Here is a 17,302-nt window from a genome sequence, read left to right as displayed (position 1 = left end):
TTTAGTTTACCAATTTTCCGTAAGACCTCGTACTAATATGTCCTTTCTCACTAACTGCAGAGAATAATTATTAAAACTGGATCGCTTGTCAAATACTACATTTAAGACTAATTGAATGGGGCTTACTGCTCATTTACTCCTTCTGCTGTCGGAGTCCCTTGACGTATGATGTCTTCTTTAATAAGATGGCACTGTTGAATTGAATGTAATTACAAAAAGTAATCAGCTAACTAAACATACTACAAATATATTTTTATTAACAAAATCAAGGGGGCCCCATCATGGAAAACATCTTTGATGCTATGAAAGAAAGACGGTCGACTAAAAATTATAACCCAAAGATAGAAATTCCCACAGACGAATTAGTGGAGATACTCGAATATGCCGGCAGGGCACCATCTGCGTGGAACCTTCAGCAGTGGCATTTTCTCGCGTTTCATAATAAAGAAGCGCAGGAAAAGCTGCTTCCGATTGCATATAACCAGCAGCAAATTGTAGATGCCTCTGCTGTCATTGCGGTACTTGGTGATTTAGAAGCCAATAAAAATGCAGATCCGGTTTTCGATCCTTCCATTGAAAAAGGTGACATGACCAGCGAATTAAAAGAGATCCTCGTGAAACAAATTGAAGGGGCGTATTCGCGCGATCAATATCCCCGGGATGCAGCTTTCAGTAACGCCTCATTGGCTGCCATGCAATTGATGCTCGCCGCCAAAGGCAAAGGCTGGGATACCTGTCCAATCGGAGGATTCAATCCCCAAAAACTAATGGAAGAATTTGATGTTTCCGACCGTTATGTACCCATCATGTTGATCACCATCGGAAAGCCTGTAAAAGAAGCCCGTAAAACGGACCGCCTCGATATAAAAAGCCTTATTACATGGGCTAAATAGACAACACTTTAAATGAGCTGGCTTTCAGCTTCTTTTTTTGGTTCTTTCCCGTTGTTGCTCCGGTGCAAGCCTGTATAGGTGACAAAAAAAATATTTGGCAATGGTCTTACTGCTGCAGGCTGTTGATTTTTCTTTTGCCTGATTTTTGCATCGGGCCAACATCCGCCTAGTTTTCGATTAAGTCCATATAATTGTGTAAAAAGAAAGAGTCATTTTCTTCTTTCTTGTCAACAATGTTTTCAACCACGATAAACATTGAAAGAAGGAATGAAAATGACTCAAATACAGTTTAGCCTAGATCTGGATATTTTAAAAGATTCTGTTATGGAATCTAATCTTGATACTATAGTGAAATCTTCAATTGTATTAGTGTTAAACAACGTCATGGAAAAAGAACGAGATGAATACTTACAAGTCAGCGCTTATGAACGTTCTTCCGAACGCAGAGATTATCGAAATGGATATTATGAGCGTGAGCTCCTAATTGGAATTGGAAAGCTTAAATTACGAGTGCCACGTACACGAGAAGGTGCTTTCTCTACTTCTATGTTTGAAAAATTCACCCGTGTCGATCAAGCGCTCACACTCTCTATGCTTGAAATGGTGATAAACGGTATATCTACTCGCAAGGTTACGAACATTGTTGAACAGCTTTGCGGAGAGGGTGTATCGAAATCCTTTGTTTCTTCACTAACAGAAAAGCTTGATCCCATTGTGAATAAGTGGGCGACACGGCCTCTTAACGTTCAATACTTCCCTTATCTTTACGCTGATGCCACATATATTAAAGTTCGTGAACACAATAAGGTAGTCTCCAAAGCAGTTTACATTATGACAGCCATGAATGAAAATAAGAAGCGTGAGGTTATTGGTTTGAAAGTCGATCATGTGGAAAGCTTTGAAGCTTGGCAGGGCTTTTTCCAGGAGTTGAAGTCTCGGGGGTTACAATCCCCAAAATTGGTGATATCTGATGCCCATTCGGGCTTGAAGAAGGCAATTGAACGTGAATTCATTGGAACTGCTTGGCAGCGCTGTACCGTGCATTTCAAAAGAAATATTAATGACCACATACCTAAAAAAGGCAAGAGACAAGTAATCAATGGGCTAAGGAAAATCTATCATTCGATTTCCAGTGAAGAAGCGCGAGCTTCTAAAGAAGAATTTATCAAAAAGTATTCAGATAATCCTAAATTAGAAAAGGCTATAGAAATCTTGGATGAAGGGTTTGAAGACTCTATACAATATCTTAATGAGCCTGACAAATACCATCTAAATATTGCAAGTACAAATTCAATCGAACGCCTCAATCAAGAAATAAAGAGAAGGGTAAGAGTAATAAGGATCTTTCCGCATACTCAATCAGCCTTCCGCCTAATAGGGGCCCTCTTGATGGAGAATGAAAACCTTCAGTTAAATAAAAGAAAAAGATGAGGATAGCAGCAAAAGCGAACCGCGAAATTTTTTGACCGGAAAGGGGGTACCCCCTTTCCGGTCAAAAAATCAAAACCTATAAATCGTTGAAGCATTGTAGAACAATTTACACAATAATAAGGACTTGACTGTTTCCCACTTCTCATTGGTCCGTTTTCTGCTTTTGCGGGCCAGCACCCGCTTCGTTTTCCCTTCTCATTGGCCCGTTTTCTGCTTTTGCGGGCCAACATCCGCTTGATTTTCCTTTCTCATTGGCCCATTTACTCCTTTTTCGGGCCAACATCCATTTGATTTTCCCTTCTCATTGGCCCATTTACTCCTTTTTCGGGCCAACATCCCCTTGATTTTCCTTTCTCATTGGCCCGTTTACTCCTTTTTTGGGCCAACATCCACTTGATTTTCCTTTCTCATTGGCCCATTTTCTGCTTTTGCGGGCCAACATCCGCTTGATTTTCCTTTCTCATTGGCCCATTTTCTGCTTTTTCGGGCCAACATCCGTTTGGTTTCCCCTTCTCATTGGCCCATTTACAACTTTTTCGGGCCAACATCCCCTTGATTTTCCTTTCTCATTGGCCCATTTACAACTTTTTCGGGCCAACATCCGCTTGATTTTCCTTTCTCATTGGCCCATTTACAACTTTTTCAGGCCAACATACACGTGATGTCCCTTTCTAATTGGTCCATTCTTCACCCTGCAGGACCAACTTCCTCATGAACTCAATGTCTCATTGGCCCATTTATACCTGCCAGATCCCCAGCTGACAAACAAAGCTGCCAGCTGCATGGTCATCATGTGATTTTCAGAAGCTCATTCGCAACTCCTCTGATTATTCCAGGAAGAGTGGAGAAGGAATAGGGCTTGTAGACTCTTTCTGTCCATTGGTGTCCGTCTCGTCCATATACTCCAATATTGATGGATGGGATATTGAGCTCCCGGATCCGGTCTATGGGTACAGGATACAAGGACTCGATCATCGGCATATTGTCCTTGAAAGCCTCGATGTCTTCATCACTTTCATGAAGCGATAAAAAGCTTCCATCGGCCAGATAAGGAAAGAATCGTTTCAGTTCAAATTCTTCTCCCGTATCTTCTGCGGTTTTTTTCAAACAATCTTTTAATACTTGATTTACTTTCTTTCCATACTCATTCTCGTCGCTCAGGTAATTATGCGGTAAGAATGGCGGGGCAAAGAACACAATGACCCTTGGTGTTTTGTCCGGATCAAGCTGCTGCAATGCTTCAACAATCGAAAAGGCTATTTCGCGGTTGTCTTCACCTTTCATTTTTGAGAAAGTTTCTTTCATTACCACTTCAGGGTCCAAGCCTTTGCCTTTTAACTCTTCCACAAAATCCTCAAATGACGTCACTTCCACTTTCCAGGAAACTTCTCTTTCCGGGAAACCATGAAGGCTGCGATATTTTTCGTATTTCTCTTTTGAAGAGCTTTCCAGTTCGTTCACAGACTCCTCTGAGATTTTCAAAAGATCTTCCAGTACTTCTTTCGATGTCTTTTCATAAACGAAGTAATTGAAATACATCCTGGTCTCCAGCGGCGTCTGCACATTGTATACTGTTTTTTTGTCTTTAAAATAAAGGCAGGAGGGCGGAAGAACAAACTCCCCTTCTATGTCTTCGAGCAGGTCAATATTCTGGTTAACCTTCAAGTTAATGAGAGAGGCAATCCGTGTCGGATCGATGGAAGTTAGAATATCCCCGACATGTGCTTCTCTCCCTGAAATATAGAAACATGGCAGCAACTTCCCGGCAGCCCCTGTGTAAATGTATCTTTTGCAGTCACCATCGTAGACCGGTGAAATAAAATCATTATTGATTGCAGCCAAAAACTGCGTTCCTTCTTCCTTAAGGCGGTACAATTCATCTATGGCAGAAATCATTCCGGCATGTTCACTTTCCTCGTCCGGATTGAACAGAAACAGAAGGTCTCCTTCCAACTCTTCCTGAGGCTCCGTAAAGTATAGAAGGTTGGCTAAATGGACTGCAATCCCGCTTTGCATATCGAGTGCTCCCCTGCCAAACAGCCATTCTCCTGACCTCGCATCTTCCTTCACTTTTTCATCAGCTTCGTATTCCGAAAAAAACGCTTCCAAAAAATCAGAATCATGGGCATGTTCTTTCAGTATGCCAAAATCGTCTGTGCCTACTGTATCGAGATGGGCATGAAACAGCAAAGTTCTTCTTGATTTCCCGCTGACCCTTGCAAAAACATTGAAGCGGCCATGCTCGTCATCCGGCAAGGATTGGATCCATAGATTTTCTGGATGCTGTTGAAAATAGGGATAGGATTCAATGATTTCCTTGATTTGCAGGGCCTTGCTTTTTTCGCCCTCAGTATTATTGTAACTTTTATTTTTTACAAGGCTTTTGGTTAATAACTCAATTTGTTCATGAGTTGACTTCCCTTGAAGTAGACTGTACACGTCCTGAAACATCCTTTCATTACTGTGTTGATATCATCTTATCGAAGTCACCTTTCCTTTGGAAGTGATGACGTTTAAAAAATTACAAAGATTTTCTTATGCCTCTTGAAAAAAATCGAATAAGCGAATATTATAGAATTTGTGTTTAAAAATCGTTCGTCTTTTTGGAGGTTTCTCTATGTTTAAATTAAAAGAGCACAACACAAATGTTAAAACTGAAATCATCGCAGGTATTACGACCTTTTTAACAATGGTATATATCGTGATTGTTAATCCCGTCATTTTAGCTGATGCGGGCGTACCATTTGAACAGGTATTCACAGCGACCATTATCTCAGCAGTCGTGGGTACATTGTGGATGGCCCTGTTTGCCAACTATCCGATCGCGATTGCGCCTGGTATGGGGTTGAATGCCTATTTCACGTATTCAGTCGTCGGGGTCAATGAAAATATTTCTTATGAAACTGCTTTTGCAGCAGTATTTGTTGCTGGTATCATCTTTGTTATTTTATCTCTGACACCATTCAGGAAAAATCTGATTGAAGCGATTCCTGAAAACTTAAAGCACGGCATCACTGCCGGTATCGGATTATTCATTGCGTTTATCGGGTTACGTCTTACAGGAATCATCACCTCCCATCCTGAGAACCTGGTAGCGTTGGGAGATCTTCATTCATCCTCTGCCGTATTGGCTTTGATTGGCCTGGCCGTCACATTGGTTTTGATGGTGCGAAATGTCCATGGCGCTCTGTTTCTTGGAATGATTGTCACAGGCGTTATTGCCTTTTTTACAGGAGAATTAAAGTTTGAAGGAGTGGCTGCACTTCCTTCCCTTCCAGAGGGTTTGATAGTCGCAAATCCAGTTACGGCATTTGCTGACGTATTTCAGCACAGCCTGTACGCAGTCGTGTTCTCCTTCCTGCTTGTTACTATTTTTGATACAACAGGAACAATGATCGGTGTTGCCGAGCAGGCCGGTTTGATGAAAGGGAAATCAATGCCGCGGGCAAGAGCTGCACTTCTTGCGGACTCTGCAGGTACTACCATTGGTTCTATGTTCGGTACCAGTCCGACCACAGCATATATTGAATCTTCTGCAGGGGTGGCTGCTGGTGGAAGAACAGGTCTGACTACGTTGACTGTGTCCATTCTATTTATCGTTGCGGCATTCTTCGGACCGCTTGTCAGTGCGGTTTCAGGTATTTCTGCCATCACGGCTCCTGCCCTGATCATTGTCGGCAGCCTGATGATGGGAAGCATCGCCCATATTAAATGGGGAGAACTGGATGAAGCATTCCCTGCATTCCTGATCATCCTCAGCATGCCGTTAACATCAAGTATCGCTACCGGAATTGCGTTAGGATTCATTTCCTATCCGCTGTTAAAGCTCGTCAAAGGACAAGGAAAACAAGTGCATCCGCTTGTATACCTGTTCGCTGTCCTATTCTTATACCAACTAACCTTCCTGCCTCATTAATAAATGCAATACGGCCTGGATTCCTTTTAAGGAGTCCAGGCCGTATTTTGTTATGACGCTTTAGCACACCACCGCACTAAGAGGGACAGTCCCTCTTAGTGCTTTAACGCGTTACCACCTTAAGAGGGACTGTCCCTTTTAGCACTGTAAAACATTAAAGCCCGGTTCGACAAATTCCTCTCAGTCCTTGGTTATGGGAGTCATTCAGATGACCTGGACTTCAGTATCCCTGCGATCAATTAACTCTTAAGGAACCCGGAGAAATGATTGAAATGCCGTTAAAGGAACTATTTGTTCCTCCTGACATTATGTTAAAAAGCATATATGCTTGAGCTTTCCAATGATCTAAGCACACACTTATTGAAGCCAGGTACCCGGATATGCCCCTCTGCATATAGTAAAAATGACTATATTTGAGAGGGGTATTTTATATGTTTTTTTCTCGCCAAATGCAATTCCCTGGGTTTCCTCCCGGCCAAGGCGGATCAGCTTTCCCTTCCTTCCCGCCAGGTGGAGGCGGCCAAGGGTTCCCTGGTTTTCCTGGTTTTCCTGGATTCCCTTCAACACCGCCAGGAACCGGGCAGGGACAGATGCAAGCTCCAACAGGTCCTCCGCCTTCTTTTACACCATCACAGGCTTCCGCACAGACACTTACTGTTAGTAGTCAAGGAGCCACCACTTTTGCAGTGGATCCAGGGGCCATACGGGGATGCTTGTTCCGATTTACTTATATCTGGCTGAGAGGCGGACAGCAGTTCTGGTTCTATCCTGTATTCCTTGGACGCCGTTCCATTTCCGGATTCAGATGGACCGGCTTCACATGGGTATACTTTGGAACCGACCTGCGGAGAATCCGTTCCTTCCAGTGTTTTTAGGTGATGTCCATGTATTATCAACAACCTTTTAGAAACCAGACAGAAAAGAAGAGCAGCCGGACCGTCACAGTAACTGGGGAAAAAACGATTGATGTTCAACCTGATATGGCTTTAGCCCAGATAGGGGTGTTAACAAGCGATAAGGAACTGACTGAAGCCCAGCGTCAAAATAATGAGATCAGCACAGCTATCTTAAACTCCTTCAAACAAAACGGCATCGCCGAGAGGGATATTCAAACTTCCACCTACCAAATCTATCCGCAGTATGACTACATTGATGGCAAGCAGATGTTCAAAGGGTATGAGGTCAGGCAGGTTTTTTCCGTGAAAATCAGGAAAATAGAAAAGATTGGAGAAGTCATTGATGATGCTGTAGGGAGCGGGGCCAATATCATTGAACGAGTCGAATTTACCATAGCCGAACCAAAAGTTTATTACCAGAGAGCCTTGTCAAAAGCTTATGAGGATGCATTAAAAAAAGCAGAGGTTCTTGCGCGGTCTGCTGGTGCCACATTGAACCCACTGCCCATTGAAATCAACGAGGAAACCAGCATACCGATGATTCCGCGACCCGGTAAAGCCTACGTCCTGGCAGCAGAAAGCACAGCCCCCGTACAGCCCGGCGAAGTAGGAATCACTGCAAGGTTGACGGTCAAGTATAAATTGATGAAATAGAAAAAACACCATGACGGTGTTTTTTCTATTTGTGGGGATTTATTTTTATCCACTCCCTGATTAAGCATGCAACTTGCCCAGGTTCATCCCAATGAAGCATATGGCCGGTCCCCTTGATGCTGATTACGGTGACATCCTCTATATTTTTTTGCAACTCCATTACCCCTTTTTCCCTTGCAGCTTTCAATTCATGAGGATTTTCCGCAAGCAGCAGTAATACAGGTGTATGTATATGAGGATACACAGCATAAAAAGGCTCTGAAAAAAATCCTTTAATTATAGATAAGATGGTAAATTTAGAAGTAATTAAATTATACCTTTCACCCTTCCGTAAAATGGTTTTTAAAGTTTTTTCCTTATGGGAATTCCAATTCTTTGTATATAACCTAAATTCACCAATCGCATCGCTCCATGTTTCATAAACAGCTTCGTTCATATATTTTTCCCAGCTCTTAAAGGTGAATTCCTGCGTCATTTCTTCCTGAAAATGGGGAAACGTCACAGCCCCATCCAGTAAGATCAGTCCTTTAACTTTCTTTCCAAAAGTCTTGGTATAGTGAAGGGCTGAGTCAGCTCCCCAAGAATGTCCGACCAGATAAAATGGGGAATTCAGCAAATTTTTCAATACTTTGTCATACCAAACAGCCAAGTTGGAAAAAAGATAGTCTTCTTCTTTCAAGAAAGCAGTGGTTTTGCCATGACCAGGCTGATCAATCAAAATAAGGCGAAACTCATCTGCCAGAAGTTCGGCTAATTCATAAAAACTATAAATTGCACTGCCAGCCATTCCATGGAGCAACACTAACGCAGGCTTTTCCTTCTCGCCATACTCGTAATAACTGACCGTTTGTCCCTCTATATTTATTTGCTTGTTTTTCATACCCTGCTCTCCTTCTATCCTGTAAAAAAAGAAAAACCATTTCAACGATAGTAAAGATTCCGTAGTGAGTCCCTAATTCTTTAAACTTTTTTGGTACTTCACTTCATAACAGCCATTGATGAAAACAATTAGGCTGGAATATCTATATTTTACGATTCGGTATTCAAGCTGCTTTTCCTTCAACCTGAAAAGATTATTTCCTTTAAACAAAATACCAAAGTAAAAGACCATTCATTTTCCTATGTTGCCAGCTTCATTTCAATCAACAAGCCTCATTCCATACCGCTCACCATTAAGTCTTTAAAACCCTAAAAACCTCCCACAGCTCAGAGCGAAGGTTCATTATCACCCTCAAACCTTCACTTACAGACTTACACCAACAAGTTAAAAGAAGACGGGACAAGATATTCACCTTGCATATTCAGAAGTTCATCCACCCTGCTCAAAAAAAAACAAAAATGCTATAGACGATACCTTACACCAAGACGGGTGCTGGCAGTTTTCTTAGCTTACCTTCCTTAAGCGTACCTACATATTTTACTCATAAAAAAGGGATCTTCCTGTTAGCCAGGAAATCCCTTATTTCATATTAATCAATCATATTGGACGATTTTTTATAGCAGCTTTCCATTGCGGACAAAACAGAGGCACGAAATCCTGTTTTTTCCAGCGTGCTGACAGCTTCAATGGTCGCTCCACCTGGAGAACATACCGCATCCTTCAACTCTCCCGGATGACTTTCTGTTTCGAGCACCATCTTGGCAGCACCTAAAACTGCCTGAGCTGCCATTTTATAAGCCTTCTCCCTTGATATCCCCTGTTTCACAGCTCCATCTGCAAGAGCTTCTATAAACATGAATACATAAGCCGGAGAGGATCCGCTAACCGCAGGAACGGCATCCATCAAATACTCCTCAAGCACCTCAGCCTTTCCGAAGCTTTCAAAAAGCTCAAGGACCTCTTCCATTTCAGCATCCGATACATTTTCATTCCGACATAATGCACTCATTCCTTCACCAACCAGGGATGGTGTGTTAGGCATCGTACGCACGATTTTCACCCGGTCCCCAAACTGTTTGCCCATTGAGTCCAGCGTCACGCCCGCCGCAATGGTAATGACGATGGTGCTCTCCTGGATATGATTTCTCACTTCCTCAATGACACCCGCATACTGATCCGGCTTTACCGCAAGAAAAAGAAAGTCGGCTGTTGCCGCCACCTCAATATTATCCCTAGTGGTTCGAATCTTGTACTCACGATTGATGCTGGTGACCGTTTTTTCTGTCAGGGCACTAGCAATAATATTTTCAGCTTGAGCAATCCCTGATGTAAGGAGACCTCCCAGAATGGCCGTTGCCATGCTGCCGCTACCAATAAAACCTATTTTCTTTTCCATTCTCTCACATCCTGTGCTAAATATATCACTATTGCTACAGTATTATAACAAGCCCGCCAATTCAAGAAAAGGCAAAAAGCAGAGCGGAGCCAAGAGCAATCCCCAATGCTGAAAGCCATTCCTTTACAAGAAATCGCCTCAGCAAAAGTAAGTTCATTATGAAGAAGACTGCCAGGCTGGCCAGGATACTCCAAAGAGGAGGAATGGCTGTTCCCGCACCCATCTCCATGTTAAGCCACACATAAATATATAAATAGAAAGATAAAATTCCGATGAACACATTGGCAATCACAAATGTCACCTTTTTGGCAGTGGACACCCCATCACCCAGGACTCAAAAGTGTTGTTATTATTCATCTACCCCCGAGATGCTTATTCATTCTTCACCCTAGCTAAAATATTTTCATAGTCCAGGCTGACCATGGGCTCATTTTTTAGAAGGCGTGTTCTTATCCCCTTGACGGCCCCCGCTTCCCATTCTGATAAGCTGCTCATATCAAACTTCTTGTGAAAGACCGAGTAGAGAGTGATATCCCTCAGTTTCAAGAACAGAGGAATTCTTTTGATCCACACATCTGCAAGATTGTTTTCGCTATAATACCCTTTTAAGAAATGAATGAGGAACCCCTCTCCATGTACGGATCGTTCCTGAAGGCCTTCTCCGCCCGCCTTCGCCCACGTGAAGTAGTACAGAGGAATCGCTATGTCACTGACAAACCAATGATAGGAACTGTCATCAAAGTCAAAAACGTGGATTTCTCCATCCTGGTAAAAGAAATTGCCCGAATGGATATCCGAGTGAATCAGCCCATACTCCTCTTGATCTGCTGGTAAAGAAAGAAGCGTATCAATGAGCTCTTTCCCCTTCCGCACGATATCGGAATCCTCTTCCGGGAGATAGCTGCTCATATTCTTTAGCAGATCGTCTTCATGCCAATGCTCCCTTGCCGTACCCGCTTGCTGATAATTTTTTGTAACCCTGTGCATTTTCCCAATCGTTCTGCCCCACTCCTTATAGAGTGGAGGAGCCATCAGGTCAGATTTCACACGGACCGGTACTCCCGGTGCTTTATCAAACAGGCAGGCATAGAAGAATGATTCGCCTGCAGGGATTTCTTCTACAAGCTTGCCGTCATTAGAATGACTGACAAGCGAGACATTCACTCCTTGAGAATGAAGAAAGTTGACCCACTCCAGCCCTGCCTCGACCTGCTCTTTGCTTCGGTGGGAACTGTGTGTCAGGCGGAGGATATAAGGTTCGCCGCCTTTATGTACCTCAAAAACATAGTTTTCAAAGTCCCCGAGCCTCTTCGCGTTTGAACTATCACTATCAAAAAAATCAGCAGCTCTCTTTAGGATATCTTCGTTAAAAAGTTCCTCGACCCACTTTTCCATTATATCTCTCACCCCATAGTTTATCTCACCTATACATTCGCCAGCGGAAGCCATTTCCCTTCCGCACTTCAGCGCTTTAAACCACTAAGAGGGACAGTCCCTCTTAGTGGTTTAAAGCGCTAAAGCAAAAACGAAAAAGACAGGTTTCCCTGTCTTTTATGCGTACATCTTATTTTCTTCTTTTTTAAAGAAGCTCCTCATTGCATGAAATACATCTGCTTTTTGTTTTAAAATAAAGTACCTGAACTGTTCATCTTTGATATTTTTGTAAGCACTCATCAAAGTGGAATGGCGGTTATACTGGTTTACTTCTCCGTACCCGAACATATTCGAAACCTTCATCAGTTCTTCCACCAGTTTTACACAACGGACATTATCTGAGGTTAAATTGTCGCCATCTGAAAAATGGAACGGATAAATATTGTATTTGGAAGGCTGATACTTCGTTTCAATGAGTTCCAGCGCCTTTCGGTAGGCGGATGAACAAATTGTCCCGCCGCTTTCCCCTCTGGAGAAGAAATGCTCTTCTGATACCACTTTGGCTTCCGTATGGTGGGCAATGAATTCTATCTCCACCGTTTCGTACTTTGTCCGGAGAAAACGGGTCATCCAGAAGAAGAAGCTCCTCGCCATATATTTTTCCCAGACCCCCATCGATCCACTCGTATCCATCATCGCAAGTACAACTGCTTTTGACTCAGGTTTCAACACTTCGTTCCATGTCCTGAACTTCAAATCTTCCTGATAAATTGGATGAAAGCTCGGTTTACCGCTAATCGCGTTTCTTTTAAAAGCTGTCATCATTGTTTTTTTCTTATCAATATTGCCCATTAATCCAGTTTTGCGGATATCATTGAATTCTATATTCTCCACCGTTTGGACATCTTGTTCTTTTTTCTTCAAGTTGGGCAGTTCCAATTGGCTGAACAACGCCTCTTCAATTTCCATCATCGATACTTCTGCTTCATAGTAATCCTCTCCAGCCTGATCCCCTGCGCCTTGGCCTTTACCAGGACCTTTTTGCTGTGAGCCGTCCCGGGCTACCACATCTCCAACCTGACTGTCTCCCTGCCCTTGCCCGACGTGTTTATTCTTATCATGATTATACCGGATTTTGTACTCATCCAATGACCGAATAGGTATCTTCACAACGTCCCGGCCGTTTGACATAATGATATTTTCTTCGGAGATTAAATCTGGCAGGTTGTTTCTTATGGCATCCTGAACTTTTTCCTGATGTCTTTGCTGATCATCATAGCCTTTGCGGTGGAGGGACCAGTCTTCCTCTGAAATCACAAACTGATGATTATCCAATTGACTCATTTTATTTCCCCTCCTTATTTAATTTTCACAAAGATACACCTGGCTGCATATACTGTCTCGAGTGCTGAAAATAAAAACCAGCAGAGTAAAACTATTGCTGATTACTCTATACTATGCAGAACCGGCAATAAATTTACAAATAATTTCGACAATTGTACGTTCACCTATAAAATAGACAAGCCCTAATTTTAATGCAGTGTGTATAAATAAGTATTAAAGGGACAGGCTGCTTATGAGTCAAATTAGACAGAAAGTAAAAATGGGCTGGGTTACATTTTTGTACAAGTATCATAAGCAAAATTCATCTTACTTTGAATTTCTGAGAACCACCGAGATAAAAAGATTATTAGTTTTGATTTGTAGATTCAGTACCTAAATAACTATCTAACATATCATTGAGAGTCATAGATAGATTTGCACATATGTTGTTCTAAATGTGCTAATTCTTACATCTTTTATCTCCGCAGGCTATGATGATGTCCTAATTGGAGGTGGTTTCCTACATAATTTATCCCGGCAAGCCGAAATGATGCCCTAATCCGAGTGGATTTCATACATCATTCTTCACCGCAGACCAGAATGATGTCCTAATTGTGACTGATTTCATACATGATTTATCTCCACAAGCCAAAATGATGCCCTAATCCGAGTGGATTTCATACATCATTCATCTCCGCCATTCAAGATGATGCCCTAATTGTGTCTGATTTCATGCATGATTTATCTCCACAAGCCGAAATGATGCCCTAATCCGAGTGGATTTCATACATCATTCTTCACCGCAGACCAAGATGATGCCCTAATTGTGTCTGATTTCATGCATGATTTATCTCCGCAAGCCGTAATGATGCCCTAATCCGAGTGGATTTCATACATCATTCATCTCCGCCATTCAAGATGATGCCCTAATTGTGTCTGATTTCCTACATGATTTATCTCCACAAGCCAAAATGATGCCTTATCCGAGTGGGTTTCATACATCATTCTTCACCGCAGACCAGAATGAAGTCCTAATTGAAGTTGATTTCTTACATATTGCAACACCACAGACCAAGATAATGTTATAAACGTGTTCTGTTTTGGGGATCCTCGAAAAATGCCCCCTATGATACCACCCACCAACTAACCACCTAACCTTAATTTCTCCACTTCTAAGGCATCATTTAAATAGAAAGCCGGCAGCCCCATGATGAGGCTGCCAGCTCTTTCTTCGGTTTTAGTTATCGGTTCAACAGGCTTCCAACATACTTTAACAAGTCATTGGCTGAAGTGGAATTATAGCCGTATTCATCAATCAATCTTGCTACCACTTCATTGACCTTTTTCAACTGTTGTTCATCCGGAGTTTTGGAAGACGTCGTGATTTTGACGACATCCTTAAGATCGGCAAACAGCTTCTTCTGGATAGCTTCTCTTAGGCGGTCATGAGAGTTATAATCGAACCTTTTTCCTTTACGGGCATACGCGGAGATGCGAATCAGGATTTCTTCACGGAATGCTTTTTTCGCATTTTCGGAGATTCCGATTTGTTCTTCAATGGAGCGCATTAATTTTTCGTCAGGATTGATTTCTTCACCCGTCAAAGGATCGCGAAGCTTTGCTTTATTGCAGTAAGCCTCAACGTTATCCAGGTAATTGTCCATAAGCGTCTTCGCAGATTCCTCATAGGAATATACAAATGCTTTTTGAACTTCTTTTTTGGCGATATCATCGTATTCTTTACGCGCTACGGAAATAAAGTTTAAATATTTCTCTCTTAATTCCTGCGTAATAGATGGATGCTGGTCTAGTCCTTCTTTCAGAGAGCGCAGGACATCCAGCGCGTTGATTGACGACATTTCTTTACGTATGATCGTAGAGGAGATACGGTTGATGACATAACGCGGATCGATACCGCTCATCCCTTCATCCTGGTATTCCTTCTTCATCTCATCAACATCCGCAGTGTTGAATCCTTCCACACTTTCACCATCATACAATCTCATTTTCTTGATTAAATCGATATCACCGCGTTTCGGCTCCTTCAAGCGGGTCAGAATGGTAAACATTGCAGCTACTCTGAGCGTATGCGGTGCAATGTGGACATCTGAAACATCACTTTCACTGATCATTTTTTCATATATTTTTTCTTCCTGGGTCACTTTCAGGTTATATGGTACAGGCATGACAATGATCCTTGAGTGCAATGCCTCATTTTTCTTATTGGAAATAAACGATCTATACTCTGTTTCATTCGTGTGGGCCACAACCAGCTCATCAGCGGAAATCAAGGCAAACCTTCCCGCTTTGAAGTTACCTTCCTGGGTTAAAGACAGTAAGTGCCACAGAAACTTCTCATCACACTTGAGCATCTCCTGGAATTCCATGAGCCCGCGGTTCGCTTTATTCAATTCTCCATCAAATCGGTAGGCACGTGGATCTGACTCCGAACCGTATTCTGCAATGGTGGAGAAATCTATGCTTCCCGTCAAATCGGCAATGTCCTGTGACTTTGGATCCGATGGACTGAAGGTACCGACACCGACCCGTTTGTCTTCGGAGAAAAATACTCTTTCGACCAAAACATCTTCTATCCGCCCGCTGTACTCTTTTTCGACTCTCATTGTATTCAGCGGCGAAAGATTGCCTTCAATCCTGATTCCATACTCTTCAAAAAAATCTCCCCTTAGATGCTGAGGAATCAAATGAAGCGGATCTTCATGCATCGGACATCCTTTAATTGCATATATCGCCCCGCGGTCTGTGCGGGAATAAGCTTCCAACCCTCTTTTTAACATGGAAACCAAAGTTGATTTACCACCGCTGACAGGACCCATCAAAAGCAGGATTCTCTTTCTGACATCCAGCCTTTTGGCGGCAGGATGGAAATATTCTTCAACCAGCCTCTCTAAAGCTTCCTCAAGCCCGAACAGCTGGTTGCTGAAGAATTTATATTTTCTTTTACCATTAACTTCTTCTACCCCTGCATCTTTAATCATATTGAACACACGTGAATGTGCTGACTGAGCTACAATTGGTCTCTCTTTGATAATTTCCAGGTAATCTGCAAATGTACCTTCCCATTTCAACTTTTCTTCTTCAACTCGATAGCCTTCAACTTTTTTTAAAATATCCATAAAGGACCTCCCCTGTCACTTGTTGAGAGCGATTATTATACTCTATGCCCTTAGATAGACAATCATGCTAAATAAAGAAAATTGTCCTTATGTTCGAAAAGTTTTCAAATATTGTCCGAAAAAATAGCAGGTTAACATTCACATAAACAGGGAAATAGGCTATACTAAGAAAAGGATTGACAACGAATTAATGATTTAGGAGGAATACATATATGGGTACAATTCTGATATTGGGCGTTTGTGCTGCATTCCTTACAGCGATCTTCACTGCTGGTTATAATAACAAACCAGGTACAAACAAAGACTGATTCTTGAACGGAAAGCCCCCTGCTGATGTTGGCAGGGGGGCTTTTTTTATTGGATCTGTTTTTTCTCCATGTTCACTTCAAATCGTACTTCTTCTTCTCAACAAACTCTTTCATATACATGCGCTTTTTGGCTGACAGCATTCTTGCCATTTGAGCAGACCAGGTATCCGTTCTTTTACCATTGGTTCTCTCTGAATAGTATTTCGAGACCGTTTCATCATATTCTTGCAGCTCTTTTGCCACGATGTCCTTGTCCGATCTGTAGGTGTTTTCATGATAGACATGTGATAAAGGTCTCCTCGGCTTGAGATCATTATCTTCATCTGGAGTTCCGACTGCCAGACCGAATAAAGGAATGACTCTGTCTGGTATTTCAAGCAATTCGCACACCGCATTAAGATCGTTGCGGATCCCGCCTATGTAGCAGATTCCGAGGCCCATTGATTCGGCAGCGACACTTGCGTTTTGGGCAGCAAGAGCCGCATCTATCAGTGCAACCATGAATTTTTCGGTACTTTGAAGTGATTCATTTACATCCGCTTCTTCCTTTTCCCCAATGACCTCATGCCGGTAAAGGTCGGCACAGAATACAAAGAAGTGACCGTTTTCTTCCACATAGCTTTGATTTCCTGCAATGGCCGCAAGCTCCGCCTTTTTCCGGGGATCAGTAACTCCAATGATCGTATACGCCTGAATCATACTGGAGGTGGAGGCTGCTTGCGCACTTCTCACCAAAGTTTCAATCTGTTCTCTAGTCAGTTTCTCATCCTTGAACTTCCTTACTGACTTATGGGATAAAATCGTCTCTATTGTTGAATTCATAAACTAAACCTCCCATATCATAATATCCTCTATGTTAAGGCTCCCCCTTTTACTAGGCAAATAAAAAGAACTGGACAGATTTATTTGAGACACACCCTCAAGGACATCCAATCCCTAATTTAACGCTGAAACTGCCTTCAGATACATTCTCAAGGACATTCAAACCCAAATTGATCGCTAAAACTGCCTTCAGACACACCCTCAAGGACATCCAAACCCAATTTTAACGCTATAACTGCCCTCAAACACATCTTCAAGGACATTCAAACCCT

At 42.4% G+C, this 17,302-nt stretch carries 13 protein-coding genes; 5 read left to right on the top strand and 8 right to left on the bottom strand.

All coding sequences use genetic code 11. The features are described from left to right. Positions 1-281 precede the first annotated feature (281 nt). Both V1502_RS04770 and V1502_RS04765 read left to right on the top strand, forming a co-directional pair. On the top strand, positions 282-893 hold the full coding sequence (locus V1502_RS04770) for a nitroreductase family protein (protein ID WP_409253232.1): 612 nt from the start codon (positions 282-284) through the stop codon (positions 891-893). 273 nt (positions 894-1,166) lie between these two features. Further along, positions 1,167-2,324 (top strand): IS256 family transposase, encoded by a 1,158-nt coding sequence (locus V1502_RS04765; protein WP_409253231.1) that lies wholly within the window; start codon positions 1,167-1,169, stop codon positions 2,322-2,324. A 789-nt stretch (positions 2,325-3,113) separates the two neighbouring features. On the opposite strand, the gene V1502_RS04760 is transcribed toward V1502_RS04765, so the two are convergent. After that, positions 3,114-4,775 carry a M20/M25/M40 family metallo-hydrolase gene (locus tag V1502_RS04760; RefSeq protein WP_409253230.1) on the bottom strand — a complete coding sequence of 554 codons (1,662 nt, stop codon included), beginning with the start codon at positions 4,773-4,775 and terminating at the stop codon, positions 3,114-3,116. A 166-nt stretch (positions 4,776-4,941) separates the two neighbouring features. Between V1502_RS04760 and V1502_RS04755 the strand changes: the two genes are divergently transcribed. The 3 genes from V1502_RS04755 to V1502_RS04745 all read left to right on the top strand — a co-directional run bounded on the left by V1502_RS04755 (position 4,942) and on the right by V1502_RS04745 (position 7,790). After that, complete coding sequence (locus V1502_RS04755; protein ID WP_409253229.1) at positions 4,942-6,240, top strand: NCS2 family permease; 1,299 nt, start codon at positions 4,942-4,944, stop codon at positions 6,238-6,240. Between the two features lie 431 nt (positions 6,241-6,671). Further along, positions 6,672-7,115 (top strand): collagen-like protein, encoded by a 444-nt coding sequence (locus tag V1502_RS04750; RefSeq protein ID WP_409253228.1) that lies wholly within the window; start codon positions 6,672-6,674, stop codon positions 7,113-7,115. Positions 7,116-7,124: 9 nt separating this feature from the next. Continuing rightward, positions 7,125-7,790: an SIMPL domain-containing protein gene (locus V1502_RS04745; RefSeq protein WP_409253227.1), complete on the top strand. Its 666-nt coding sequence runs from the start codon at positions 7,125-7,127 to the stop codon at positions 7,788-7,790. Positions 7,791-7,815: 25 nt separating this feature from the next. On the opposite strand, the gene V1502_RS04740 is transcribed toward V1502_RS04745, so the two are convergent. The 7 genes from V1502_RS04740 to nfsA form a co-directional block, all read right to left on the bottom strand. Further along, on the bottom strand, positions 7,816-8,670 hold the full coding sequence (locus tag V1502_RS04740) for an alpha/beta fold hydrolase (RefSeq protein ID WP_409253226.1): 855 nt from the start codon (positions 8,668-8,670) through the stop codon (positions 7,816-7,818). Between the two features lie 589 nt (positions 8,671-9,259). Next, a complete protein-coding gene (proC, locus tag V1502_RS04735) occupies positions 9,260-10,066 on the bottom strand; it encodes a pyrroline-5-carboxylate reductase (protein WP_409253225.1) in 807 nt (268 codons plus the stop codon). A gap of 61 nt (positions 10,067-10,127) precedes the next feature. After that, positions 10,128-10,385: a hypothetical protein gene (locus tag V1502_RS04730; protein WP_409253224.1), complete on the bottom strand. Its 258-nt coding sequence runs from the start codon at positions 10,383-10,385 to the stop codon at positions 10,128-10,130. Positions 10,386-10,438: 53 nt separating this feature from the next. After that, positions 10,439-11,461 (bottom strand): phosphotransferase enzyme family protein, encoded by a 1,023-nt coding sequence (locus tag V1502_RS04725; RefSeq protein ID WP_409253223.1) that lies wholly within the window; start codon positions 11,459-11,461, stop codon positions 10,439-10,441. A 156-nt stretch (positions 11,462-11,617) separates the two neighbouring features. Continuing rightward, positions 11,618-12,784, bottom strand: coding sequence for a sporulation protein YhbH (gene yhbH / locus V1502_RS04720; protein ID WP_409253222.1), 1,167 nt, complete (start codon positions 12,782-12,784; stop codon positions 11,618-11,620). A gap of 1,220 nt (positions 12,785-14,004) precedes the next feature. Continuing rightward, positions 14,005-15,900, bottom strand: coding sequence for a PrkA family serine protein kinase (locus V1502_RS04715; RefSeq protein WP_409253221.1), 1,896 nt, complete (start codon positions 15,898-15,900; stop codon positions 14,005-14,007). A gap of 380 nt (positions 15,901-16,280) precedes the next feature. Next, positions 16,281-17,030: an oxygen-insensitive NADPH nitroreductase gene (nfsA, locus tag V1502_RS04710; protein WP_409253220.1), complete on the bottom strand. Its 750-nt coding sequence runs from the start codon at positions 17,028-17,030 to the stop codon at positions 16,281-16,283. Positions 17,031-17,302: the final 272 nt, after the last annotated feature.

This window comes from Rossellomorea sedimentorum, assembly GCF_046237645.1.
GTDB classification, from domain to species: Bacteria; Bacillota; Bacilli; order Bacillales; family Bacillaceae_B; genus Rossellomorea; species Rossellomorea sedimentorum.
Note: the sequence above shows the minus strand (reverse complement) of the source record. Positions and strands in the feature narration are given on the sequence as shown.